We start from the raw sequence: 25,038 nt of genomic DNA, 5'->3' as shown, positions 1-25,038 counted from the left end.
AGGCGCCGCCGAGGCTTCGTTCATCCTGTGAGTGATCGAGGTTTTGTCATGAAGCAACTTGCCCTGTACATCGGCGAAGGTTTCGAAGGTCCCGGCGTCAACGCCGCGCACATCAACATCATGATGGGGCCACGCAACGGCCCGGCCGGCCAGGCCTTCGCCAACAGCCTGGCGTCCCCGAGCCAGGGCCACTGCCCGTTCATGGTCATCGCCCAGCCGAACATCCCGGTCAAACCCATGACCCTGTACGTCAACAAGGCGGTGATCGCCGGCGACCTGCACGCCAACGCCACGTGGGGGGCATCCCAGGCCGGTATCGCCAAGGCGGTCACCGAAGCCTTGCTCGACGGCACCCTGCCGGCCGAAGCCGAGGATGAATGGGCCATCGTCACCGCCAACTGGGTCAACCCGGCCTGCGACGACCTCGATGCCGTCTACCTGAACAACTACAACGCCTGCCGCACCGCGATCCGCGCCGCCCTCCAAGGCCTGCCGGCGCGTGCGCAGCTGGCCGATGTGGTCAATCAGATCGCCAACCCCTTCTACACCCCGAAAGCCTGAGGTCCGATCATGCAATACATTCGTCTGGGCCACTCCGGCCTGCAGGTTTCCAAACTGTGCCTCGGCACCATGAACATGGGCACCCCGCAGTGGAAGCCGTGGATCTTCGACGAAGCGGCCAGCGAGCCGATCGTGCGCCACGCGCTGGACAAAGGGGTCAATTTCATCGACCTGGCCGACTTCTATTCCGCCGGCGTCGGCGAGGAAGTGGTCGGGCGTATCCTCAAGCGCCTGGTACGGCGTGACGACGTGGTAGTGACGACGAAGGTCGGCTACGGCACACGCAGCGGCATCAACGCCAGCGGCCATTCGCGCAAGCATATCCTCGACGGCATCGACGCCTCGCTGCAGCGCGCCGGCATGGATTACTTCGACGTCTACATGCTGCATTTCTTCGACGTGAACACCCCCGTCGAAGAAACCATGGAAGCGCTCAACGATATCGTCCGCGCCGGCAAGGCCCGTTACATCGGAGTCTCGACCATGCTCACCGGGCAACTGGCGAAAATCCTCCTGGCCTGCGAGCGCCATGGTTGGGCCAAGCCGATCAACATGCAGTTGCAGCTCAACTGCGCCTACCGCGAAGAAGAACGCGAGATGATCCCGTTCTGCCGCGACCAGGGCCTGGGCGTCTCGGTGTTCAGCCCGCTGGCCCGCGGCCTGCTCACTGGCGACGTCCAGTCGACCCGCAACCAGACCGACTTTTTCACCCAGCAGATGTACAGCGACGAAGCCTCGTTCGCCATCGCCCGTTCGGTACAGCGCGTGGCCCAGCGTCACGGCGTGTCCAACGCCCAGGTGGCCCAGGCCTGGGTCCTGCAACACCCGGGCGTGGACAGCATGCTGGTCGGCGCCGACTCCACCGCGCAATTCGACAGCGCCCTCGCGGCCCTGGACATGCGCCTGGACGAAGAAGACCTGTACGAACTGGAGCGCAACTACACGCCCTGCGACCTGATCAACGACTACACCGCCGGCAAGCGCATCCTGCGCGTCGGTCGTCCGCCACGTGGCGACTTCGCGATCCAGGAGGCGGTGGCATGAGTACGTTGCTCAAGGCGGGTCACTACATCGACGGGCAATGGCTCAGTGGCGCTGCCACCTATCCAGTGCTCAACCCGGCCACCGGTGAAACCCTCGCCCAGGTGCCGCGCGGCGGCGCCGAGGAAACCCAGGCGGCCATCGCTGCTGCCGAACGCGCCCTGCCCGCCTGGCGAGGCAAGCTGGCGAAGGAGCGTGCGCAGATCCTGCGCCGTTGGTCTGAGCTGATGCTCGAGCAGCGCGACGCCCTCGCCACCCTGCTAAGCCGCGAGCAAGGCAAGCCGCTGGCCGAAGCCAAGGGCGAAGTGGCCTATGCAGCAAGCTTTCTCGAATGGTTCGCCGAGGAAGGTCGACGCGTGTACGGCGACGTCATTCCTACCCCCAAGGCCGACGCGCGGGTGCTGGTGACCAAGGAGCCAATCGGCGTGGTGGCGGCGATCACGCCATGGAACTTCCCGCTGGCGATGGTCACCCGCAAGGTCGGCCCGGCCCTGGCGGCCGGCTGCACGCTGATCCTCAAGCCATCCGAAGAGACGCCACTGTCGGCCTTCGCCCTGGCGCTGCTGGCCGAACAGGCCGGCGTACCGGCAGGTGTGTTCAACATCGTTTCCGGCGACGCCCCGGCCATCGGTGGCGCCCTGCAGGCCTCCACCGTGGTGCGCAAGCTGTCGTTCACCGGCTCCACCCGCACTGGCAAGCTGCTGATGCGCCAGGCCGCCGACACCTTGAAAAAGGTCTCGCTGGAACTGGGCGGCAATGCCCCGTTCATCGTCTTCGACGATGCCGACCTCGACGCCGCCGTGCGCGGAGCGATGGCCTCGAAGTTCCGCAATACCGGGCAGACCTGCGTATGCGTCAACCGCTTCTATATCCAGGACGGTGTGTACGAAGCCTTCACCCGCAAGCTCGCCGACGCCGTGCAGGCCTTGCGCGTCGGTGAGGCGCTGCAGGGCGAGACCGAGCAAGGGCCGCTGATCAACGCTGCGGCCCTGGCCAAGGTCGAGCAGCACGTGGGCGATGCCCTGGAGCACGGCGCACGCCTGCTCTGTGGTGGCCGTCGGCATGCGCTGGGCGGCACCTTCTACGAGCCGACGGTGCTGGCCGAAGCCACTACAGAGATGCTGATCGCCAACGAGGAGACCTTCGGCCCGGTGGCTGCCTGCTTCCGTTTCCAGGATGAAGCCCAGGTCCTGTGCCTGGCCAACGACACGCCCTATGGGCTGTCGGCGTACTTCTACAGCCGCGACATCGGCCGTGTCTGGCGCATGGCCGAGGGCCTGGAGGCCGGGATCGTCGGCGTCAACGAAGGGATCATCTCCACCGAGGTGGCGCCGTTTGGTGGCATCAAGGAGTCGGGCATGGGCCGCGAAGGCTCCAAGTACGGCCTGGAGGATTACCTGGAGATCAAGTACGTGCTGATGGGTGGGCTGAACAGCTGATCCAGCCCTGTAGACGCGGCCTTGTGCCGCGTCTACACGTATCGCGCGCGACTCAGAGCAACGCCCCTGACCCAAACAATAACAACGAGGTGTCAACATGACGGGACAGACAATCAAGATCGACGACCTGCCGATCGGACGTTTTCATATCAAGATCGCCGGTCTGACCTTCGGCGCGCATTTTACCGACGGCTATATCCTCGGCCTGATCGGCATCGCCTTTACCCTGATCAATCCGCAGATGCAGTTGAGCCCGTTCTGGCAAGGACTGATCGGCGCCTCGGCGCTGCTCGGGCTGTTTCTGGGCAGCCTGTTCTTCGGCTGGATCTCCGACCGATTGGGGCGGCAGAAAATTTTCCTGATCAGTTTCGTGCTGATCACCCTCGCCTCGGTGATGCAGTTCTTCGTCGAGACGGCGACGCAACTGTTCCTCTGCAGGGTATTGATCGGCATCGGGCTTGGCGGCGACTTCAGCGTCGGCCACGCCATGCTCGCCGAGTTCTCGCCACGCAAGCACCGTGGCGTGCTGCTGGGCTCGTTCAGCGTGATCTGGACCTTCGGCTATGTCGCCGCGACCTTCGTCGGCACCGCCCTGCTGCCGCTGGGCGACGACGCCTGGCGCTGGATGCTGGCGTCCTCGGCCATTCCGGCAGCCATGATCCTCATCGCCCGCATCGGCACGCCGGAATCGCCACGCTGGCTGATGCACCAGGGCCGCGCCGAGGAAGCCCGGGCCATCGTGCGCAAGCACCTGGGTGCCAACGTGGTGCTCGACGACGAAATCGCCCGCCCCAGCCACAGCGGTTTCGCCGCGCTGTTCAGCCGTGAGTACCGCAAGCGCACAGCGTTCAACTGCCTGTTCTTCATCTGCATCGTCATGCCTTACTTCGCCATCTACACCTTCCTGCCGGCGATCCTGCAGAAGATGGGGCTGGCCGAAGGCTTCGGCACCGAGATGATGCTCAATGCCCTGCTGATCGTCGGCGCGCTGCTGGGGATCTGGTGCACCATCAAGTTCAGCCGCCGAGGCTTTTTGATCAACAGCTTCCTGATCCTGGCGGCGGCGCTGTTCCTGCTGGTGCTGATGCCGAGCAGCATGGCCTGGGCGATGGTGGCGCTGTTCGGGCTGTTCACCCTGGTGCTGTCGGCGGTGAGCAACCTGGTCGGGGTGTACCCGGCCGAGAGCTTCCCCACCGAAGTGCGCGCCAGCGGCATCGGCCTGGCCACTGCAGCAAGCCGGTTGGGATCGGCGATCAGTACCTTCCTGTTGCCGGTGAGCGTGGCTGGGCTCGGCCTTAACCCGACCATGGCGATCCTCGCCGGGATCCTGCTGTTCGGGGCGCTGGTGTCGATGGCCTGGGCACCGGAGACCAAGAGCCTGTCGTTGGCCGAGGCCTGTCGTGGCGAGGAGAACCCGGCGCCTGCGGGCAAGGTGGCGGCGGTCTGATCGGACAGTGTTGGCTTCTTCGCGGCAAGCCCGCGAAGAAGACGCCGCAATCTCAAGGATTGCTCACCACTGCCAGCCAATCGGCAAAGCGCTCCACCTTGGACAACCCGCGCTTGTCGCCCGGCACCTCCAGCCAATAGCCATAAGGCCCGATCACCTCCACCGGGGTGATCGGCACAAGGCTGCCGCTGGCCAGTTCGCGCTCGATCATCTGCCGGTCGATCACCGCCAGGCCGCCGCCGGCCAGCGCGGTATGGATCACCTGGTCCAGGGTGCTGAACTCGATACCGCTGTCGGCATCGACATCGCTGCGCCCGGTGGCCGCCAACCAGTTCTCCCACACCCGCAGGCGGCGCCCTTCATGGAGAATGTGCAACAGCGGGTGATCGCGCAGGCACGGCTCGCGGCCGTCCTGGAACAGCTCGGGGCTGGCCACGGCGATGTGCCGTTCCATCACCAGCAAACGGCGATTGCCCGTGCCCTCGCCTTCGCGGCTGAACAGGATGCGGCAATCGAGTTCGCCGGGGTGCTCGTCGTCACGCTGGCTGGTGACGCTGAGGCTGATGTCCGGATAGCGCTGCATGAAACCGCGCAGGCGTGGCGACAGCCAGCGGGTGGCCCAGGTCGGTGGCGCGAGGATGCGCAGACGCTGGCGCAGATTGGGCACGCGCACCGCCTCCAGCGCCCGCTCGATGCGATCGAAGGCCTCGCCTAGGTGTGGGGCCAGGGCGTTGCCGGCGTCGGTCAGGGTCAAACCGCGCGGCCCCCGAACGAACAGCACAACGCCCAGGTAATCCTCCAGCTGCTTGATCTGTCGGCTGATGGCGCCCTGGGTGACGTTCAACGCATCGGCGGCGCGATTGAAGCTGCGGTGGCGGGCAACTTCCTCGAAGACCTTGAGCATGTTCAAAGGCGGCAGGGTGCGCATGGTGGGGCTCTGCTGATCGTTGTTTTTGTAGGGCGATTCTACAGGCGTGCGACTGCCTGCAAACATGCGTTTTTCTCGGGTTACCGCTGCGTAATGCTCGTTTGTGCCGGGGCACGGGCGTTGGATAGGGTCGCCCCAATCGCGGGACAAGTCGCAGCGGCGAACCGCCGCCCCCACAGATACAGCGGTGCGCTCATGTACGGCGCGGTAAATGTGGGAGGGGCGGTTCGCCGCTGCGACTTGTCCCGCGATCGGGCTGCACAGCGGCCCCAATAACGACAAGAAACCACCAAAGGTGCCTCCACCCATGCCCGCACTTCCGTTGCGTCACACCCTGCTTCCCGCCCTGCTGACCCTCAGCGCCGCCGCCCACGCCGTGCCGATCACCGAGAACCTCGACGTCGGCGGTGCGATCCGCGCACGCTTCGACCACGACCCCGACCGCAAGATCGACAAGGCCGGCCTGGACACCATCATGCTGCGCGCCAACTACGATTCGGACAGCTGGATCGGCGCCGTGCGCTACCGCTTCTATGGCAAGGCCTACCCCTACCAGTACACCGACAAGGTCGGCGACATCCAGTTCGCCGAGTACGCCTGGGTCGGCTACAAGTTCGACGAGAACCGCCAGGTCCAAGTCGGCCTGAACAAGATCCCCTTCGGCCTGCAGCCGTACTTCGGCAGCACCTTCTACGAGACCCTCGGCAACGTCATCGGGCTCGAGGACGTCGAGGCGGTGGGCGCCAAGTACATCCACCAGCAAGGCGACTGGAACCTGCAACTGGGTCTCTACGGACGCCCCGCCTGGCCTGGCCGCGGCACCAGCAACGGCACCACCTACTCCAGCGTGGTGACCTCGGCCGACGACTATGTCGCCAACGGCAGCCGCAACCAGGAGCGCCAGATCGCCGTGGCGCGCCTGGCGCGCTCGTTCAAGCTCGGCGACTGGCAATCGGAGGCCGGCATCTCGGGCCTGACCTCGCGCCTGGAAAACCGCGACACCCACGACGACGGCCGGCGCAATGTGATCGGCGTGCACTACCTGGGCAAGAACGGCCCCTGGGGCGTGCAGATGCTTGCCGCGCGCCAGCAGATGTCGCCACGCAACCCGGACAACAGCGAGCGAGTGACCTTCGGTGGCTACGACGGCACCTACAACGTTGCCAGTCGCGGTAACCTGTACGTCGGCGACCTCAGCTACAGCGTGCCCGGCACCTTTCTCGGCGACTGGGTCAGCGGAGTCACGCTGTATGGCAACTACAGCCGCTTCGACAAGTCCGCCAGCGGCTTCGACAGCTCCGAACGCTTCATCCTCGGCACCTCGTTCTCGGTGCGCAGCTTCTACATCGCGGTGGAGTGGCTCAACGGACGCAACGACCCGTACATCGGCGGCAGCAGCTACACCGAAAGCCTCGCCCAGGGCGGCACCAACCATTGGGAGAACCAGCTGTACATGAACATCGGCTATTACTTCTGAAACCCCGGGCCGCTGTGCGGCCCCACTCCCACCAGGAGACCCGGCGAGTGAAACGCAAGATCCCGGCACTCAACGCCCTCAAAGCCTTCGAGGTGGCCGGCAGCACCGGCAGCTTCACCCGCGCCGCCGAACTGCTCAATGTCACCCAGAGCGCGGTCAGCCGCCAGGTGCGTCAGCTTGAAGAGCAGCTTGGCGAATCGCTGTTGCAGCGCCGCCACCATCACCTGCAGCTCACCGACGCCGGGCGTACGCTGCTCAATGCACTGCAGCAATCGTTCGACCGCATCGAGCTGACCGTACGCGGCATCCAGCAACGCCAGCACCCCACGCGCATCCGCCTCAACGCCCCGCCAACCTTTGCCAGCCGCTGGCTGCTGCCGCGCCTTGGGCGCCTGCGTGAGGCGTGTCCGGGCCTGGAGGTGACGCTGACGACCCAGCTGCAGGACAACCTCGCAGAAATCGCCACGCTCGACTGCGCGATCCGTTTCGGCAATGGCGAATGGGACGGCCTGGACAGTTCGCTGCTGATGCACGAACGGCACATCGCGGTGTGCTCGCCCTCGCTGCTGGCACAGCAGGAGGAGCGCCGGGTCGACCTGCATCACATGACCTTGCTGCATGTCCTGGCCCGCGAGGACCAACGCTTCCTGACCTGGCGCCACTGGCTGGACGCCGCCAGGATCCAGGGCGTGGACCTGCGTGGCGGCTATGAATTCGACCTGCTCGACATGGCCATCCGCGCCGCCATCGACGGGCTCGGCATCACCATCGCCGACCGGCAGATGGTCGCCAGGGAGCTGGCTGCCGGGCAACTGGTGCAGGTGCTGGACGTGCAGGTCGACGGCCACCAGTCGTACTGGTTCGTGACCCGACCGGACCAGCAACTGCCCGCGCATGTGGAGCAGTTTCGCGAGTGGCTGATGCAGGAGGTGTGGCTGGCCGAGCGCAACCTGGGCGGCGCCTCCGAGGTGGCAGGCTGCGAATAGGCGGCGCCGCCATCGCGGGGCAAGTCGCGGCGCCGAACCGCCTACAACAGCCCCGCAACTTCTGAATACTGCTTCAGTTACCTGTTGAGCAATTGTCTTGCTCAAAAATCTGAGGCCTGCCCAATCCCTGTGGGAGCGGGTTTACCCGCGAAAAGAACACCGCGGAGCATGGCACCGGCTACGCCGGTGATCGCGGGACAAGCCCGCTCCCACTGGGATTAGGCTGGCCTTGGATTTTTGAGCAAGACAGGTGCCCACAGGTACCGCGCCGATTTCAGAGTCGGTGGGGTACCTGTAGGAGTGGCGGTTCGGCGCCCCGCTTGCCCGCGAAGCAGTCCCCACTACCGCTCAAGTAACATGCGTTTTAAGCACATTACCCCCACGCATTAATCGTTTGTTCCCCCGCCCCTGCCTGCGACAAATTGTTCGCCATAACCCACAAGAAAAACCGCTGCGCCAGCGCCGCCCCGTGCCCGCTCGCCAGCCCTTGTGGGCCCGTTCACCCCGCAAGCGGACAATTTCATGCGTACAGAGCACAACTTCATCGACGGTCGCTTCGTCGTCGCCCCCGAGCAACCCGCCCTGAGCGTGTTCGACCCGGCCACCGACGTGCAGGTCGGCAGCGTCAGCGCCGCCAGCCCTGCCCAGGCGATCCAGGCCGTCGAAGCCGCCAGCCGCGCCCAGCGCAGCTGGGCTGCCCTGCCCTCGATCGAGCGTGCCCAGCACCTGCGCCGCCTGGCCGACGCCCTCGAAGCCTGCGCCGACGACATCGGTGCAGCGCTGGCCTGCGAATCCGGCAAGGCCCCCGGCGAAGCCCGCAACGAGGCGCTGTACGCCGCCGAGATCACCCGTTACCACGCCGAATGGGCACGCCGCATCGAAGGCGAAGTGATCCCCAGCGACACCCGCGACGAAACCCTCCTGCTCAAGCGCGAAGCCATCGGCGTGGTCGCCTGCCTGATCCCGTTCAACTACCCGGTCTACACCTTGCTGCGCAAGGTTGCCCCGGCGCTGATCGCCGGCAACACCGTCGTCGTGCGCCCAAGCAACAACACCCCGCTGTCGGCCTTCGCCATCGCCCGCGCCGTGCAACAGGCACAACTGCCCGACGGGGTAATCAACATCCTGGCCATGCAGCACGATGTCGCCGCCACCCTCTGCACCCAGCCGGCGGTCGGCATGATCACCCTCACCGGCAGCGTGCGCGCCGGGCGCACGGTGCTCGAATACTGCAAGGCCAACATCGCCAAGCCCTCGCTGGAGCTGGGCGGCAAGACCCCGGCCATCATCGAGGCCGATGCCGACCTGGAAGCGGCAGCCGCCGCCATCGTCGCCTCCAAGACCACCCACTGCGGCCAGCTGTGCACCGCCATCGAACGCGTCTATGTGCAGGCCAGCGTGCACCAGCGCTTCCTCGACCTGCTGCGCGACAAGTTCGCCGCCGTGCGCATCGGCAACCGCGCCGAGGATGCCGCCTGCATGGGCCCGCTGATCAGCGCAGGCTCGCGCGATGAGATCCACGCCAAGGTGCAGCGCGCCGTGGCGGCCGGCGCCCGTATCGAAGCTGGCGGCTACCTGCCCGAGGGCCCAGGCAACTTCTACCCCGCGACCCTGCTCAGCGCTTGCCGCCAGGACATGGAAATCGTCCAGGAAGAGACCTTCGGCCCGGTGCTGCCGGTACTGGCCTACGACACCCTCGACGACGCCCTGGCCATGGCCAACGACCACCAGTTCGGGCTGTCGTCGGTGCTCTACAGCGAGAACTACCGCAGCGCCATGAAGCTGGCCAACGCCATCGAGGCTGGCGAGCTGTACGTCAACCGCACGCCTGCCGACCCGTACCAGGGCTACCACGCCGGCTGGAAACGCTCGGGGTTGGGCGGCGATGACGGCAAGCACGGCATGCTCGAATTCACCCAGACCCGCCTGGTGGTCCTCAAGTACTGACCCCTGCAGGGCACGCGGCCTGCGTGCCCTGCTCCACCGCCCTGCGACAACCCCGACGACAGATCCGCCCACGAGAACAACAATGAAAAAAACAATAAACCCCGAGGCGCTCAGCGTGCCCAGCACTTCTGCCAACTTCTCACGCTACCTGCAACTGGCCCTGCTGGTGCTGGCCGCTGGCGCCATCTACCCGATGCTGTACCTGCGCCAGGTGTACCAGAGCACCATGCTCGAGGCGCTGTCGATCAGCAACAGCGAGCTGGGCTACCTGTACTCGATCCTCGGCACCGCCTTCCTGGTCAGCTACCTGCCCAGCGGCTGGCTCGCCGACCGCATTTCACCGCGCTTCCTGATCAGCTTTTCGCTGGTCGGCACCGGCCTGCTCGGCGTCTGGTACGCCCAGTTGCCAGGCTTCGAAGCGCTGCTGGCGATCTTCTGCGGCTTTGGCATCACCACCGGCCTGACCTTCTGGGCCTCGCTGATCAAGCGGGTCAAGATGATCGCGGGTGAAAGCGAACAAGGCCGCTTCTTCGGTGTGCTCGATGGCGGCCGTGGCCTGGTCGAGGCGCTGCTGGCGACCATCGCCATCGCCCTGTTCGCCCAGGTTGCCGACAATGCCGGTGGCAGCGCCGTGGGCCTGACCCGGGTCATCCACTTCTACGCCGCCTGCTGCGTGATCCTGGGCCTGGCGCTGATGCTGGTGCGCGACCCGCAGGTCAAGAGCAGCGCCCAGCAGGCCCGCGAAAAGGCCAACCTGCTGCACGACCTGCGCACCCTGATGGCGATCCCGGAACTGTGGCTGGTCACTGCCATCGTGTTCTGCGGCTACCACTTCTTCTGGGCCACCTACAGCTTCTCGGCCTACCTGCAGGAGGGTGGCTTCGGACTCAGCGCCACCGCCGCCGGCCTGATCACCACCATCAAGCTGTGGATGCGACCGCTGGGCGGCATCGGCGGCGGCTGGTTGGGTGACCGCTTCTCCAAGACCGGTGTGCTGGCCTGGGCCATGGTCCTCGCCGCCGTCGGCATGATCGGCCTGATCGTGCTGCCGAGCCTGCGGGTACTGGGCGTGCTGGTGTTCCTGGTGATCTTCATCGGCCTGATGACCTACGCCATCCGCGGCCTGTACTGGGCCATCCTCGACGACTGCCAGGTGCCGCTGCGGGTCACGGGCCTGGCGATCGGCATCATCTCCCTGGTCGGCTATTCGCCTGACGTGTTCCTGCCCCTGCTCAACGGCTGGATCATCGATCACTTCCCAGGCTTCCTCGGCTACCAGATCTACTTCTCCTACGTCGTGGTGATGGGCCTGCTCGGCGTCGTCGCCACCCTCATCCTGAACAAACGCATCAAGTCCAAGGCGGGCAAAGCATGAAGATCGTATCCCTGCAAACCCACGTGGTGGCCGTGCCACCGCCGCATGTCGGCGGCATGTACTGGCTGTTCGTCACCCTCAAGACCGACTGCGGCATCGAGGGCGTCGGCGAGATCTACGCCGCGACCTTCCATCCGCGCGCCATGGTGCCGGTCATCGAGGATGTGTTCGAGCGCTACCTGCTCGACCAGGACCCGCACCATATCGAGCGCTTCTTCCGCCGCGCCTACTCCAGCGGTTTCACCCAGCGCCCGGACCTGACCATGATGGGCGTGGTCAGCGGCCTGGAAATGGCCTGCTGGGACATCATCGGCAAGGCCGCGAACAAGCCGGTCTACGAGCTGCTCGGCGGCCAGGTGCACGAGCGCCTGCGCTCCTACACCTACCTCTACCCAGTCAACGCCCAGGGCGAGTACGACTACAGCGACCCAGACCTGGCCGCCGAATGCGCCGTGCAGAACATGCAACTGGGCTTCACCGCGCTCAAATTCGACCCTGCAGGTCCCTACACCGCGTTCTCCGGCCATCAGCTGTCGCTGGAGGTGCTGGAGCGCTGCGAAACCTTCTGCAAGCGCATCCGTGAAGCGGTGGGCAACCGTTGCGACCTGCTGTTCGGCACCCACGGGCAGATGGTGCCATCGTCGGCGATCCGCCTGGCCAAGCGCCTGGAAAAATACGATCCGCTGTGGTTCGAAGAGCCGATCCCACCGGGCCAGGAAGAAGCCATGGCCCAGGTCGCGGCCAAGACCAGCATTCCGATTGCCACCGGCGAGCGGCTGACCACCAAGTACGAGTTCTTCAAGCTGCTGCAGGCGGGCGGTGCGTCGATCCTGCAAATGAACGTCGGACGCTGCGGCGGCCTGCTCGAAGGCAAGAAGATCGCCAGCATGGCCGAGGCCTACTACGCGCAGATCGCCCCGCACCTCTACAACGGCCCGATCGGCGCGGCGGCGAGCTTCCAGCTGGCGGCCTGCACGCCGAATTTCCTGATCCAGGAAAGCATCGGCACCTGGGATGGCTTCCATGCCGAAATCCTCAAGAAGCCCCTGCAATGGGAGGACGGCTACATCATCCCTTCCCGTGAGCCGGGCCTCGGGGTCGAGCTGGACATGGACGTGGTACGCCGTCACTCGGGCTACCAAGGCGAGCGCCTGCACCTGCAGATGGCGCCGCATCCGGTCGACGTCAAGGACGTCTCGCCGGCCAAAGGTTGAGCGTCAAGCCGCCCCGGCCTCGGGGCGGCCCTCTATTCACAGGGTTAGCGATACATGAACGATTTTGACTACATCATCGCCGGCGCAGGCTCGGCTGGCTGCATCCTCGCCGCGCGCCTGAGCGAGTCGGGGCGCCACAGCGTGCTGCTGCTCGAAGCCGGCGGCAAGGACAGCTCGCCATGGTTCAAGCTGCCGGTGGGCTTCGCCAAGCTCTACTACAACCCCACCTTCAACTGGATGTACTACACCCAGCCCCAGGCCCATCTGGCCGGGCGCAACCTGTATGCGCCGCGCGGCAAGGTGCAAGGGGGTTCCGGTTCGATCAACGCGATGATCTACGTACGCGGCCAGGCTCATGATTTCGATGACTGGGCCGCCAATGGCGCCGAGGGCTGGTCGTTCAAGGACGTGCTGCCGTATTTTCGCAAGCTCGAATCGCACCCGGCTGGGGCCAGCGAATACCACGGTGCCAGCGGGCCGATCGGCATCACCCCGATGAAGGGCCAGGCCCATCCGATCTGCGATGTGTTTCTCGAAGGCTGCGAGCAACTGGGCTACCCGCGCAGCGAAGACTTCAACGGCAAGCACTTCGAAGGCGCCGGCATCTACGACGTCAACGTGCGTGACGGCCAACGCAGCTCCAGCAGCTTCGCCTACCTGCACCCGGCGCTGGGGCGCCCGAACCTGCACATCGAGCATCACGCCTTGGTCGAACAGGTGTTGCTCGAGGGCAAGCGCGCGGTCGGCGTCCGCATTTCGCAGAACGGTGTAGCGCGCGAGTTTCGTGCCCGCCGCGAGGTAATCCTGGCGGCAGGTGCGGTGGACACGCCCAAGATCCTGCAACTGTCCGGCATCGGTGACCGCGCCCTGCTCGACCGGCACGGCATCGACACCCGCCACCACCTGCCGGCCGTGGGCAAGAACCTGCAGGACCACCTGTGCGTGAGCTACTACTACAAGGCTAATATCCCGACCCTGAACGATGTGTTCGGCTCGCTGTTGGGCAAGCTCAAGCTCGGCCTGCAATACCTGCTGACCCGCAAGGGGCCGCTGGCACTGAGCGTCAACCAGTCCGGCGGGTTCTTCCGCAGCGATGCCCAACAGGCGCACCCGAACCTGCAGCTGTACTTCAACCCGCTGTCGTACCAGATTCCCAAGAACAACAAGGCCAGTTTGCAGCCGGAGCCTTACTCGGGCTTCCTGCTGTGCTTCAACCCCTGCCGACCGACCAGCCGCGGCGAAGTCCGCATCGCCTCGCGCGATCCGCGTGAGCCGGCGCTGATCGATCCGAACTACCTGAGCACGCAGAAGGACATCGACGAGGCCATCCAGGGCAGCCGCCTGATGCGCTCGATCATGCAAGCCCCGGCGCTGCGCGCGATCACGGTCGAGGAAGTGCTGCCGGGCCCGGCGGTGGACGACGACGCGAGCATGCTGCAGTACTTTCGCGAGAACTGCGGATCGATCTATCACCTGTGCGGCAGTTGCGCGATGGGCAACGACCCGTCGACCAGCGTGGTGGATGCGCGATTGGCGGTGCATGGGCTGGACGGGCTGCGCATCGTCGATGCCTCGGTATTCCCCAATGTGACCTCAGGCAATACCAACGCGGCAGTGATGATGGTGGCGGAGAAAGGTGCAGACCTGATTCTGGAATCGGCCGAGCAAATGGCCCCGACCATGGCCGAGACTCAACGCCGCTCGGCCTGAGCGGTACCGGCCAATCGGGCGAGCTGCACAGCAGCTTGCCCGGCTTTGGCGAGCAAAAAAGCGACTTTACGCGGCAAAACAATCCATTTGGATGTCAATCTCAGCGCCAGTCACTCGTTTGAGCGAAGAACGCCTGGGCATTCGCTTCCAGGCTCTGCAGGTGATAGCCACCCTCCTGCACGATCAGGCACGGCAGCCCCAGCTCGCGAATCCGCTCGCCGAGGGTGGCGAAGCCCTGGGTCGTGACCGCCACCTTGCTCTGCGGGTCGAGTTCGTAGATATCGAAGCCGAGCGACAGCACCAGCACCTCGGCATCGAAATCCTTCACCGCATCCAGGGCAATGCCCAGTTGCGCCATAAAGTCCCCTTCGCTCGCGCCATGGGCCATCGGCAAGTTCAGGTTGTAACCCTCGCCCTCGCCCGTGCCGCGCTCGTCGGCAAAGCCGGCCACGCCCGGGTAGAAGTTGGTGGGATCACCGTGCACCGAGACATACAGCACGTCGTTGCGCGCGTAGAAGATCTCCTGGATGCCCTGGCCGTGGTGCATGTCGGTGTCCAGCACTGCGACCTTGTGGTAGCGCTCGCGCAATACCTGGGCGGCGACGGCCGCATTGTTGAGGTAGCAGAAACCGCCTGCAGCCTCGAAGCGTGCGTGGTGCCCTGGCGGTCGGCACAGCGCGTAGGCCGCACGCTCACCGTCGAGAATCGCCCGTGCCCCAGCAACCGCACTCTGCGCCGACCAGTAGGCCGAGCGCCAGGTCTGCTCGCCCACCGGGCAACTGCCATCGGCCAGGTAGCGCGCGGCCTGGGCCAGGATGCCGCGCAAGGCGTTGGGTTCGCGCACGAAGATGTTCGACATCACTTCATCGCCCCAATCCTCGGGCACTTCTTTCCAGCGCGCGTGAGCCTCCTGAAGGAAGGCCAGGTAGGCCTCGCCATGCACCGCAGCGAGCGGCGCCAGGCCGGCATCCTGCGGTTGGCGGATGTCCATGTCCAGGTCGCGGGCCGCTTGCAGCAGGCGCTGAGCGCGCTCAGGGACTTCCTGGGGGGTGCGCATGGCACCACGGGAGTAGTAGCTGCGCGGATGGTGCAGCAGTTGTTCGGGGTGGAAATAGCAGCGCATCAGGCCTCTCCTGGTTCGACACGGCCGGCACGGGCCAGCACGGCGTTGAGCAATACATCGGCGCCGTTACGGGCGTCCTCGGGCAGCACGTCTTCGGCTTCGTTGTGGCTCAGGCCGCCCACGCAAGGGATGAAGATCATGGCTGTCGGGCAGTAGCGCGCCAGCAGAATCGCATCGTGCCCGGCGCCACTGACGATCCGCTGCTGGGTATGGCCGAGGGCATCGACCGCGCGCTGCACCGTCGCCACACACTCGGCGTCGAACGGGGTGGCCGGGCTGACCCAGTGCCGCGTGACGCTCACCTGCAGCCCGCGCTGGGCGGCGACAGCCTGCAGCAACTCACCCAGGCCACGTTCCATGGCCTCGATGGCTTCGTCGCGGTGATGGCGCAGGTCCACGGTAAAGCGCACCACGCCCGGGATCGTGTTGCGCGACGCTTTGGCGATGGACAGTTCGCCCACCGTGGTCAGCCCTTCGGGGGCGAAGTCGACCGCCAGTTGCTCCACCGCCTGGATCATTCGCGCAGCGCCATACAACGCATCCTTGCGCAGGGCCATCGGCGTGGTGCCCGCATGTGCCGCCATGCCCTGGACCGTCACGTCGAGCCAGCGAATCGCCTGACCGCCCGTCACCACGCCAATGCTCTTGGCATTGTCTTCCAGGATCGGCCCCTGCTCGATGTGCGCCTCGAAATAGGCGTCCACCGGCCCGCCCAATGGCCGCTCACCGGCATAGCCAGTGGACGCCAGCGCCTCGGCAACGCTGATGCCATCGGCATCGTGGATCGCCAGGGCCTGCTGCAGGTCGAGCACGCCAGTGAACACCGCCGAGCCGAACATCGCCGGGGTGAAGCGTGCGCCCTCCTCGTTGGTCCACACAGCGATTTCCAGGGGTTTGCGGGTCTGGATGCCGACGTCGTTCAAGCGGCGCACCACCTCCAGGCCCGCCAGCACGCCGTACACACCATCGAAGCGTCCACCTTCAGGCTGGGTGTCCAGGTGGCTGCCCATCATCACGGGCGCGGCCTGCGGGTCGAGGCCGGGGCGCCGGGCGAACAGATTGCCGATGGCATCCACCGACAGGCTCAAGCCAGCCTCGCGGCACCAACCGACGAACAGCTCGCGGCCGGCCTTGTCGTCCTCGCTCAAGGCCAGGCGGCAACTGCCACCACGGGCGGTAGCGCCGACCTCGGCCATGGCCATCAGGCTCGCCCACAGGCGCTCGCCATTGCTTTTCAACATCATGGGTACTCCAGTCGAATCGGGATTTCAGGCCAGCTCGAGGCGCTGGCTGTGGGCATACTGGCGGGCCAGGGCCAGTACACAGACCAGCGAAATGCTGGCGATCAAGGTGTAGAACAGCGCCATCGGCCACCAGTGGCCGCTGAACTGATGGGCAAGCCAGGTGCCGATCAACGGCGTCAGGCCACCAGCGATGGCGCCGCACACCTGGTAGGCCAGGGAAATCGCGGTGTAGCGCACCCGTGTCGGGAACATGCCGCTGACGAAGCCGGCAATCACCGCGTAGAACGACGCCATGCAAGCCGCCGCCAGGGCGATACCGAGCACGATCAGCGGCCCCTGCCCCGAGCTGACCAGCACGAACATCGGGTAGGGCGAAGCCATCGCCAGCAGCGCCATCAGGGCAAGGAAGCGGGTGGCGCCGAGCTTCTCCGACAGCCAGGCCGCAACCGGCTGCACACAGAACTGGATGATCGCCACGAAGAACAGGCATTCGAGGATCAGCGCGCGCTCCAGGTGCAGTTGCTGGGTGGTGTAGCTGATCATGAAGGTGTTGGTGAAGTAGACGCCGGCGATGCCCAGCGTATTGGCACCGATGCACAGCAACAGCGGACGCCAGGCGGTACGCAGCACCTCCAGCACCGGCGCCTGCTCCTTGCGCTGAGCCTTGAGCGCCTGCTCGCGGCTGGCGATGAATTCCGGCGACTCGTTGACCCCCAGGCGAATCGCCAGGCCCACCAGCAGCAGCAACGCACTGGCCAGGAACGGCAGGCGCCAGCCCCAGCTCATCAGGTCTTCTTCCGGAAGGCGGGTGACGGCGCCAAAGGCCAGCAGCGAGAGGATCAAGCCGGCCGGGCTGCCCAGCTGGGCGAACGATGCGAAAAAGGTACGCCGGCCCTTGGGCGCATGCTCGCCCGCCATCAACACCGCCCCGCCCCACTCGCCACCCACGGCGATGCCCTGGACGATACGCAGCAGGATCAGCAGCACCGGTGCGGTGGCGCCGATCTGTGCGTAGGTCGGCAGCAGGCCGATACCGATGGTGACGACGCCCATCATCAGCAGGGTGATGACCAGGGATTTCTTGCGCCCGATGCGGTCACCCACATGGCCGAACACGATGCCGCCCAATGGCCGGGCGAAAAAGCCCACGGCGAACGTGCCGAAGGCCGCCATGGTGCTGAACAGGCTGTTGTCGGAAGGAAAGAACAAGGCACCGAACACCAGGGCGGCGGCAGTGGCGTAGATGTAGAAGTCGTACCATTCGATCATGGTGCCGATGAACGCGGCGGCCGCGGCCCGGCGTGGCTGGGGCGAAGCGGAAGGCTGCATGGGGGTGGCTCCTTTGCTTGTTGTTCTGGCAGGAGTTGAGGGTCACGGTGGCGCTCTTTGGCGCTTGGTCTTGCTGCAAGGGTGGCCGTTTCGCGGGCAAGCCCGCTCCCACTGGCCCCTGCATGCCCTTGATTTATCGGCCCGGGGCTATGATTAGTCAATTTTCTATTTATTATTCGAACTATTAGACGCACTTATAATTCGAGCCCATCATGTCCGACCGCCTGCTCAACGACCGCCTCGACTGGAACCTGCTGCGCACCTTCCGCGTGATCGGCCAGGAACTCTCCATCAGCCGCGCAGCCGCTCGCCTGCACCTTACGCAACCTGCCGTGAGCCAGGCGCTCAAGCGCCTGGAAGAACAACTCGGCCGCCAGCTCATCGCCCGCCGTGGGCCACGCTTCGTGCTTACCGAAACGGGCGAGCAACTGTTCCAGCTCGCAGGCGAGGTGTATGGGCAGATGTCGCAGATCGGTGGGCTGCTGGAGCAGCCTGCTGACGAAGTGGTGGGCAAGGTGCGCCTGCTGATGATCAGCCGTATCGTCAGCGAGCGCTTCGACGACTTCCTCGCCGACTTTCATCGCCAGCACCCACGGGTGGAGTTGGAAATCGACGTCATGCGCAGCTCCGACATCGTCGCCGCCCTGCAGGAAAAGACCGCCACCGCGGGCCTGAGCCTCAGCCGCCGTGCTCAACCGCGCCTGGAGCAACGCCTGTTCCTGCGCCAGCGCTATGCCTTCTTCTGCGGCAAGCACCATGCGCTGTTCGGCGCCCAGGAAGGCGACCTGCAACGGGAGAATTTCGTCAGTTTCACCAGCGACCAGATTGGCGGCATGCTCTCGCCATTGACCATCTTCCGCGACCAGCAAGGGTTTTCCGGCAGGATCGTCGCGTCCTCCCCGAGCCTTGAAGAAGTGCGTCGGCTGGTGATCGCAGGGTTCGGTATAGGATGTCTGCCCGAGCATGTGGTGGCCGCCGATGTGCAGGCCGGGCTGCTATGGAAGCTGGCGCCGCATGAAGGGATTGCCGATGTGGATATCCACCTGCTGTGGAACCGCGAGCAGCGCTTGAGTCGGGCAGAGGGGGTGTTTATCGACGCGTTGCAGCGGTGCCTGGAGGTGTGATTGTCGAGTGTTCTCAGGTAGCTGGACACCGTGATGGCATGAGCAACGGCCTCATCCATCAATCTAAAAGCCAGCTCAATTCCTGTGGGAGCGGGCTTGTCCCGCGATGGGCAACCCTGTTGACCCACAGGCAAAAGTGATTGTCCCGACCGCTACTTTTTCCCAGACCGCCCGCTGCCGAGAATCTTCCGACTGCATTTCACACCTCGGAGATTCCATGAAAGCGTTCAAACCCCTGCTCCTGGCCACCGCACTGGCCGCCACTGCGCACAGTGCACTGGCCGCCGACTGGCAAGCCTCGCCTTATGGCGCGCAGGATGAAATCGGCGCGGCCAACCTGCTCACCCCCGACGTGGCCAAGCAGGCCGCCGAATTGATCAAGACCGGCAAGACCTACCCCCTTGCCGTGCCGGTGAGCAAGGACCTGCCAGCCTTCCGCCACCGCAGCTTCCACCTCTACAACATCCAGCCCGGCGAACAGGCCGGCCAGACCCTCGGTCGCAACAAGTTCACCTTCAACGATGAACTGGTCAACGGCTGGACCGGCGTCGGCACCCAGCTCAACGGCATCGGCCATATCGGCATCGACAACGTCTACTACAACGGCAACAAGGCCGCCGATTTCGTCACGGTCGAAGGCGTGACGAAGCTTGGGATCGAAAAGGTACCGCCGATGGTGACCCGCGGCGTGGTGCTGGACATGACCGCACACTACGGCCAGGCCATCGTTCCCGGCGGCACCGCGTTCACCGTCGCCGACATCCAGGCCGTGCTGAAAAAGCAGCACATCACCCTGCGCAAAGGCGATGTGGTGCTGTTCAACACCGGCTGGCTGGAATTGATCGGCAAGGATAACGCGCAGTTTCTCGCCACCGAGCCCGGCATCGACCTGCCGGCTGCGCAATGGCTGGCCGACCAGGGCATCGTCGCCTTCGGCGGTGATACCTGGGCCTCGGAGGTGTATCCGAACCCCACGGGCGAAGAGTTCCCGGTCAACCAGTTCATGCTGGCCAAGCGCGGGATCTACAACCTCGAGCTGATCGACACTCGGGCGCTGGTCAAGGACAAGGCCTTCGAGTTCATGTTCGTGCTTGGCCAGCCGCTCTACAAAGGTTCGACCCAGGTGAACATCAACCCGGTGGCGATTCGCTGACCGAGACGCAGCAGCCCGCCCTGTCTACAGGGCGGCTCACACGTTCGGCCACTGTTCCAGCAGGATCGAGACGAATTTCTCCGCCGCTGGCGACAATGAAGCGCCGCGGCGATACACAAGGCCCAGCGTGCGGGTCACCTCGGGCTCGATCAGCGGCACGCTGACCAGGGTCGGGTGATCGGCCGCCGGCATCGCCAGGCTCGGCATCGCCGACACCCCCAACCCGGCCTCGACCATGCCCAGCGAGGTCGACAGATGCTGTACCTCGTAGAACCACTTTGGCCGCAGCCCCAATCCCGACAGCGCGTGGTCGAGCAGCATGCGGTTGCCGCTGAGCCGCCCTACCCCGATCAGCCGGTGCTCGGCCAGTTCCGTCCAGCTCACCGACACGCGCCCAGCCAGCACATGGTCGCGCCGACAGGCCAGCACGAACTGCTCCTGCACCAGTGGAACGAACTCGATGTCCGGGTGCTGCCCGCTCATCATGTTGATCCCGAAATCGGCCTCGCCACGCAGCACCGCCTCGAGGCCATCGTTGGCACTGAGGTCGAGCAGGCGAATGCGAATCTTGGGGTACTGTTCGTTGTAGAGGCGAATGACCGAGGGCAGGAAGTAGAACGCTGCGGTAGGGATGCAGGCCAAAGTTACCTGCCCGGTCTGGCGCTCGGCCAGCTCGCGAATGCTCAGGATCGAATCCTCGAAATCGTCCAGCAGGCGCCGGGCCTTGGGTAGAAAGTCACGCCCGACACTGGTCAGTCCGACGCGCCGCGTGGTGCGTTCGAGCAGGGGTGTCCCAAGGCCGTCCTCAAGCTTCTTGATGCGGCGGCTCAGGGCCGGTTGCGACAAGTGCAAAACCTCTGCTGCTTCGTGAAAACTACCCAGTTCGGCGATTTTCACGAAAGATCGTATGTCTTGAAGCTCATATTCCATGCTGATTCTCTTTCAGACACTGGCCGACAATTTATGTGTATAGCGCAATAATAGCGACGATATTTGCATTGGATTGATTTATCCACCCCTGTCACTCTTGTCCCATACACATCAATGATGTCCATTGATCAACAAGAGCTAGACTTCATGCAACGAATTCCTTGTGTGCTGATGCGCGGCGGGACCTCCAAGGGCCCCTTCTTCCATGCCTGGGACTTGCCGTCCAATATCGTCGAGCGCGACGAGATGCTGATCGCCCTGATGGGCTCGGGCCATGAACTGGAAATCGACGGCATTGGCGGCGGCAGCCCGCAGACCAGCAAGGTTGCGATCATCAGCCCCTCACTGCACCCCGATGCCGATGTCGATTATCTGTTCGTGCAGGTGATGGTTGCCGAGCGCCGTGTCGATACTGCGCCCAACTGCGGCAACATGCTTTGCGCGGTCGGCCCCTTCGCCATCGAACAAGGGCTGGTCAAGGGCAACGACGGCCAGACGCTGGTCCGCATCCGCAACCTCAATACCGGCACATTCGTCAACTCGCTGGTACAGACGCCTGGCGGGATCGTGCGCTACGAGGGCCGTACCGCCATCGACGGCGTTCCTGGGACCGCGGCCCCTGTGCACCTGACATTCCTCGATGCCGTCGGCAGCAAGACCGGCAGCCTGTTCCCCACTGGCCAGTCCCAGCAGGTGATCGATGGCGTACCAGTCACCTGTATCGACATGGCCATGCCGATGATGATCGTCGACGCCCGTCACCTGGGGCTTGAGGGCAGCGAGAGCCCGCCTCGACTGGACGCCGATGCAAAGCTGCTCAAACGCCTCGAATCCCTGCGGCTGAAGGCCGGCCGGGCCATGGGTCTGGGAGATGTAAGCAACATGGTGATCCCGAAGCCGGTCGTGGTATCCGCACCACGCTTCGATGGCACTCTGCAGGTTCGCTACTTCATGCCGCACAGCTGCCACCGCGCGCTGGCGATCACCGGTGCGATCGGACTGGCCACTGCCTGTGTCAGCCCCGGCACAGTGATCGGCGACCTGCTCGGTGAACAGGCCCTGACCCTGCGTGAAGTCCGTCTGGAGCATCCAAGCGGCGCCATCGACATCGCCCTGTCGCGTTCCGGTGCCGATGGCCAGACACTGCAAGCCTCGGTGGTACGCACCGCACGCCGATTGTTCTCGGGGTTCGTCTACGCACCGTCCACGCGGCGACTCGCGGGCTAAGCCCGATCCAGCTCCATCCAGCGCATCCGCACAACTTCAATAATGGGTGATGCCTTATGAAACTCATGAAATCGCTGTACTTTCAGATTCTCTGCGCCGTCCTGCTAGGCGTGGTGGTCGGTCACTTCTGGGTGCAACAGGCCGTTGCGCTCAAGCCGCTGGGCGATGCCTTCATCAAGCTGATCAAGATGATGATCGCGCCCGTGGTGTTCTGCACTATCGTCACCGGCATCGCCGGCATGACCGACCGCCGTTCGCTGGGTCGGTTGATGAGCAAGACCTTGTTACTGTTCCTGGTGTTGACCGTGGTCAGCCTGATCATCGGCCTGGTCGCGGTGTACCTGTTCCGTCCAGGCGTGGGCATGAACATCGACCCGGCGACCCTCAGTACTGCGGGCCTGAGCCAATACACCACCTCCGCCGCCAAACTGGGCGTGGTGGACTTCTTCATGCATATCATCCCCGAGACCTTCATCGGTGCCTTCGACAAAGGCGAAGTGCTGCCGGTGCTGTTCATCGCCGTGCTCTGCGGTTTCGCCCTCTCAGCCATGGGCGAATCCGCAAGGCCGGTGCTGGAGGTGCTGGAGTCCGCGTCGCAGATGGTGTTCCGCATCTTCGGCTACCTGATGCGCTTCGCCCCGATTGGTGCCTTCGGCGCACTGGCCTTCACCGTCGGCCAGTACGGCATCACCTCGCTCGGTGCCTTGGCCAAGCTGATCGGCACCTTGTACATCGCCTGCGCCTTCTTCGTCATGGTGGTGCTGGGCGGCATCTGCCGGGCGCATGGCTTCAGCCTGTGGAAGCTGCTGCGCTACCTGCGCGAAGAGTTCCTGGTGGTGTTGGGGACCTCGTCCACGGAGCCGGTGCTGCCACGCATGCTGGAAAAGCTCCAGGCTCTTGGCTGCAAGAAAGGCGTGGTGGGCCTGGTGCTACCGACCGGCTACTCGTTCAACCTCGACGGCACCGCGATCTACCTGTCGCTGGCCGCGGTGTTCATCGCCCAGGCCTGCAACATCGACCTGAGCCTCGGCCAGATCCTGACCATGCTGGCGATCATGCTGCTGTCGTCCAAAGGGGCTGCAGGTGTTACCGGCAGCGGCTTCGTCGCCTTGGCTTCGACCCTCACGGTCATCCACGACATCCCGCTGGCCGGCCTTGCACTGCTGATCGGTATCGACCGTTTCATGTCCGAGGCGCGAGCCCTCACCAGCCTGGCGAGCAACGCGGTGGCCACCGTGGTCATTTCGTTGTCGGAGAACGCCTGCGACCGTGAAACGCTCATGCGCACCCTGGCCAGCGGCAAAGCCGACACCCCGGCCGAGCAGGCCTGGCAGCCTACCCAGGCTGCAACCCCACCCCATCGTACTCACTGACATTCACCTCACTTGATCCCCCGCCTCGGGCGGGGGCTGGCGGACGCCTGCGCGCCAGGCGACCATGACGACAATAAAAACAAGAGAAACGACCCATGCTTGCACTCCTTGGCCTGGTCATGGTGGTGACCTTCACCTACCTGATCATGAGCAAACGCCTGTCACCGATCGTCGCACTCACCGTGGTGCCGATCGTCTTCGCCATCATCGGCGGCTTCGCCCCGGACCTGGGCAAGATGATGCTCGACGGCCTGAAAATGGTCGCACCATCGGCCGCCCTGTTACTGTTCGCCATCCTGTTCTTCGGCCTGATGATCGATGCCGGCCTGTTCGACCCGCTGATTCGCAAGATCCTCAAGCGGGTCAATGGCGACCCGATCAAGATCGCCATCGGCACCGCGCTGCTGTCGTTGCTGGTGGCCCTCGACGGCGACGGCACCACCACCTACATGATCACCTGCGCGGCGATGCTGCCGCTGTACAAGCGCATCGGCATGAACCCGATGATCCTCGCCACCATTTCCATGCTGTCGCTGAGCATCATGAGCGGCATGAGCCCCTGGGGCGGCCCGGCGACCCGCGCCATCGCCGCACTTGGCCTGGATGCGACCGAATACTTCATCCCGATGCTGCCGACGGTGATCGGAGGTGCCGCCTGGGTGGTATTCACCGCGTTCCTGCTCGGTCGTGCCGAACGCCGACGCATCGGCAACGTGGCGCTGGAGTCCGGGGGCGGCAACTGCTACATCAAGGAGATCCTCGGCGATAACCCGCACAAGCGCCCGCGCCTGGCCTACGTCAACCTGGTGCTGGTCATCATCGTGATGAGCGCCCTGGTCATGGGCCTGATGCACGCCGCGATCCTGTTCATGATTGGCTTCGTCGCCGCACTGATGATCAACTACCCGCAGCTCGAGGTGCAGAAAGCACGCATCCTCGCTCACTCCGGCAACGCCATGACCGTGGTGCTGCTGGTGTTCGCAGCGGGCATCTTCGCCGGCATCTTCTCCGGCACCAAGATGGTCGATGCGCTGGCCCAGACGCTGGTGGACTGGATCCCGGAGGCCTGGAGCCACTGGTTCCCGCTGGTGGTGGCGCTGACCAGCATGCCGCTGACCTTCGTGCTCTCCAACGATGCCTACTACTTCGGTGTGGTGCCGATCCTGGCCAACGCTGCGGCAGCCTACGGCATCGATCCGGTGGAGATCGCCCGGGCCTCGGTACTCGGCCAACCGGTGCACCTGATGAGCCCATTGGTGGCTTCGACCCTGCTGCTGGTGGGCATGGTCGACCGCGACATCGGCGACTTCCAGAAGGCCACGGTGAAATGGGCCGTGCTGACCTCACTGGTGATCACCGCACTGGCGCTGCTCACCGGCGCCCTGTCGTTCTTCGTCTGAACCGCTGCGC

General features: G+C 64.8%; 20 protein-coding genes. 15 read left to right on the top strand and 5 right to left on the bottom strand.

Annotated features, from left to right (window positions below; all coding sequences use genetic code 11):
• Positions 1 to 48 precede the first annotated feature (48 nt).
• The 4 genes from fae to IAE40_RS04135 all read left to right on the top strand — a co-directional run bounded on the left by fae (position 49) and on the right by IAE40_RS04135 (position 4,488).
• On the top strand, positions 49 to 561 hold the full coding sequence (gene fae, locus IAE40_RS04150) for a formaldehyde-activating enzyme (protein WP_054895590.1): 513 nt from the start codon (positions 49 to 51) through the stop codon (positions 559 to 561).
• Positions 562 to 570: 9 nt separating this feature from the next.
• On the top strand, positions 571 to 1,605 hold the full coding sequence (locus IAE40_RS04145) for an aldo/keto reductase (protein WP_153773847.1): 1,035 nt from the start codon (positions 571 to 573) through the stop codon (positions 1,603 to 1,605).
• A complete protein-coding gene (locus IAE40_RS04140; protein ID WP_200602721.1) occupies positions 1,602 to 3,041 on the top strand; it encodes an NAD-dependent succinate-semialdehyde dehydrogenase in 1,440 nt (479 codons plus the stop codon). Before IAE40_RS04145 ends, IAE40_RS04140 begins: the two co-directional genes overlap by 4 nt.
• 97 nt (positions 3,042 to 3,138) lie before the next feature.
• The gene (locus tag IAE40_RS04135; RefSeq protein ID WP_153773849.1) at positions 3,139 to 4,488 is read left to right on the top strand and encodes an MFS transporter; all 1,350 of its coding nucleotides are present in this window, start codon (positions 3,139 to 3,141) and stop codon (positions 4,486 to 4,488) included.
• A gap of 52 nt (positions 4,489 to 4,540) precedes the next feature.
• Here IAE40_RS04135 and IAE40_RS04130 read toward each other — a convergent pair whose 3' ends face one another.
• Positions 4,541 to 5,416, bottom strand: a complete 876-nt coding sequence (locus IAE40_RS04130; RefSeq protein WP_125929716.1) for a LysR substrate-binding domain-containing protein — start codon at positions 5,414 to 5,416, stop codon at positions 4,541 to 4,543.
• Positions 5,417 to 5,723: 307 nt separating this feature from the next.
• Between IAE40_RS04130 and IAE40_RS04125 the strand changes: the two genes are divergently transcribed.
• From IAE40_RS04125 to IAE40_RS04100, 6 genes are all read left to right on the top strand, one after another.
• Positions 5,724 to 6,893, top strand: a complete 1,170-nt coding sequence (locus tag IAE40_RS04125) for a porin (protein WP_200602720.1) — start codon at positions 5,724 to 5,726, stop codon at positions 6,891 to 6,893.
• Positions 6,894 to 6,940: 47 nt separating this feature from the next.
• A complete protein-coding gene (locus tag IAE40_RS04120; RefSeq protein WP_065862679.1) occupies positions 6,941 to 7,879 on the top strand; it encodes a LysR substrate-binding domain-containing protein in 939 nt (312 codons plus the stop codon).
• A 522-nt stretch (positions 7,880 to 8,401) separates the two neighbouring features.
• Positions 8,402 to 9,826 (top strand): aldehyde dehydrogenase, encoded by a 1,425-nt coding sequence (gene aldA, locus IAE40_RS04115; RefSeq protein ID WP_197891021.1) that lies wholly within the window; start codon positions 8,402 to 8,404, stop codon positions 9,824 to 9,826.
• Between the two features lie 82 nt (positions 9,827 to 9,908).
• Positions 9,909 to 11,201: an MFS transporter gene (locus IAE40_RS04110; RefSeq protein WP_197891020.1), complete on the top strand. Its 1,293-nt coding sequence runs from the start codon at positions 9,909 to 9,911 to the stop codon at positions 11,199 to 11,201.
• Positions 11,198 to 12,415 (top strand): mandelate racemase/muconate lactonizing enzyme family protein, encoded by a 1,218-nt coding sequence (locus IAE40_RS04105; protein WP_054895600.1) that lies wholly within the window; start codon positions 11,198 to 11,200, stop codon positions 12,413 to 12,415. Before IAE40_RS04110 ends, IAE40_RS04105 begins: the two co-directional genes overlap by 4 nt.
• A gap of 54 nt (positions 12,416 to 12,469) precedes the next feature.
• The gene (locus tag IAE40_RS04100) at positions 12,470 to 14,125 is read left to right on the top strand and encodes a GMC family oxidoreductase (RefSeq protein WP_200602719.1); all 1,656 of its coding nucleotides are present in this window, start codon (positions 12,470 to 12,472) and stop codon (positions 14,123 to 14,125) included.
• Between the two features lie 100 nt (positions 14,126 to 14,225).
• Here the strand turns inward: IAE40_RS04100 and IAE40_RS04095 are convergent, their stop codons facing one another.
• From IAE40_RS04095 to IAE40_RS04085, 3 genes are read right to left on the bottom strand one after another with little or no spacing between them, the layout of a single operon-like run.
• Positions 14,226 to 15,248, bottom strand: coding sequence for a histone deacetylase family protein (locus tag IAE40_RS04095; protein WP_200602718.1), 1,023 nt, complete (start codon positions 15,246 to 15,248; stop codon positions 14,226 to 14,228).
• Positions 15,248 to 16,489 carry a Zn-dependent hydrolase gene (locus tag IAE40_RS04090; protein ID WP_200602726.1) on the bottom strand — a complete coding sequence of 414 codons (1,242 nt, stop codon included), beginning with the start codon at positions 16,487 to 16,489 and terminating at the stop codon, positions 15,248 to 15,250. Before IAE40_RS04090 ends, IAE40_RS04095 begins: the two co-directional genes overlap by 1 nt.
• A gap of 27 nt (positions 16,490 to 16,516) precedes the next feature.
• Positions 16,517 to 17,821 (bottom strand): MFS transporter, encoded by a 1,305-nt coding sequence (locus IAE40_RS04085; RefSeq protein ID WP_054895603.1) that lies wholly within the window; start codon positions 17,819 to 17,821, stop codon positions 16,517 to 16,519.
• Positions 17,822 to 18,033: 212 nt separating this feature from the next.
• Between IAE40_RS04085 and IAE40_RS04080 the strand changes: the two genes are divergently transcribed.
• Positions 18,034 to 18,945, top strand: a complete 912-nt coding sequence (locus IAE40_RS04080) for a LysR family transcriptional regulator (RefSeq protein ID WP_197891016.1) — start codon at positions 18,034 to 18,036, stop codon at positions 18,943 to 18,945.
• 217 nt (positions 18,946 to 19,162) lie between these two features.
• The gene (locus tag IAE40_RS04075) at positions 19,163 to 20,098 is read left to right on the top strand and encodes a cyclase family protein (protein ID WP_200602717.1); all 936 of its coding nucleotides are present in this window, start codon (positions 19,163 to 19,165) and stop codon (positions 20,096 to 20,098) included.
• Between the two features lie 36 nt (positions 20,099 to 20,134).
• On the opposite strand, the gene IAE40_RS04070 is transcribed toward IAE40_RS04075, so the two are convergent.
• A complete protein-coding gene (locus IAE40_RS04070) occupies positions 20,135 to 21,028 on the bottom strand; it encodes a LysR family transcriptional regulator (protein ID WP_054891435.1) in 894 nt (297 codons plus the stop codon).
• A gap of 147 nt (positions 21,029 to 21,175) precedes the next feature.
• On the opposite strand from IAE40_RS04070, the gene IAE40_RS04065 reads away from it, so the two are divergent.
• From IAE40_RS04065 to IAE40_RS04055, 3 genes are all read left to right on the top strand, one after another.
• Positions 21,176 to 22,255, top strand: coding sequence for a 4-oxalomesaconate tautomerase (locus IAE40_RS04065; protein ID WP_197891013.1), 1,080 nt, complete (start codon positions 21,176 to 21,178; stop codon positions 22,253 to 22,255).
• Positions 22,256 to 22,311: 56 nt separating this feature from the next.
• On the top strand, positions 22,312 to 23,628 hold the full coding sequence (gene dctA / locus IAE40_RS04060) for a C4-dicarboxylate transporter DctA (protein ID WP_200602716.1): 1,317 nt from the start codon (positions 22,312 to 22,314) through the stop codon (positions 23,626 to 23,628).
• A gap of 95 nt (positions 23,629 to 23,723) precedes the next feature.
• On the top strand, positions 23,724 to 25,028 hold the full coding sequence (locus IAE40_RS04055; RefSeq protein WP_054891438.1) for a CitMHS family transporter: 1,305 nt from the start codon (positions 23,724 to 23,726) through the stop codon (positions 25,026 to 25,028).
• Positions 25,029 to 25,038 lie beyond the last annotated feature (10 nt).

The organism is Pseudomonas sp. S44 (genome assembly GCF_016624805.1).
GTDB lineage: Bacteria > Pseudomonadota > Gammaproteobacteria > Pseudomonadales > Pseudomonadaceae > Aquipseudomonas > Aquipseudomonas machongensis.
The sequence above is the reverse complement of the archived record's forward strand: the minus strand, read 5'-3'. Positions and strand labels throughout refer to the sequence as shown.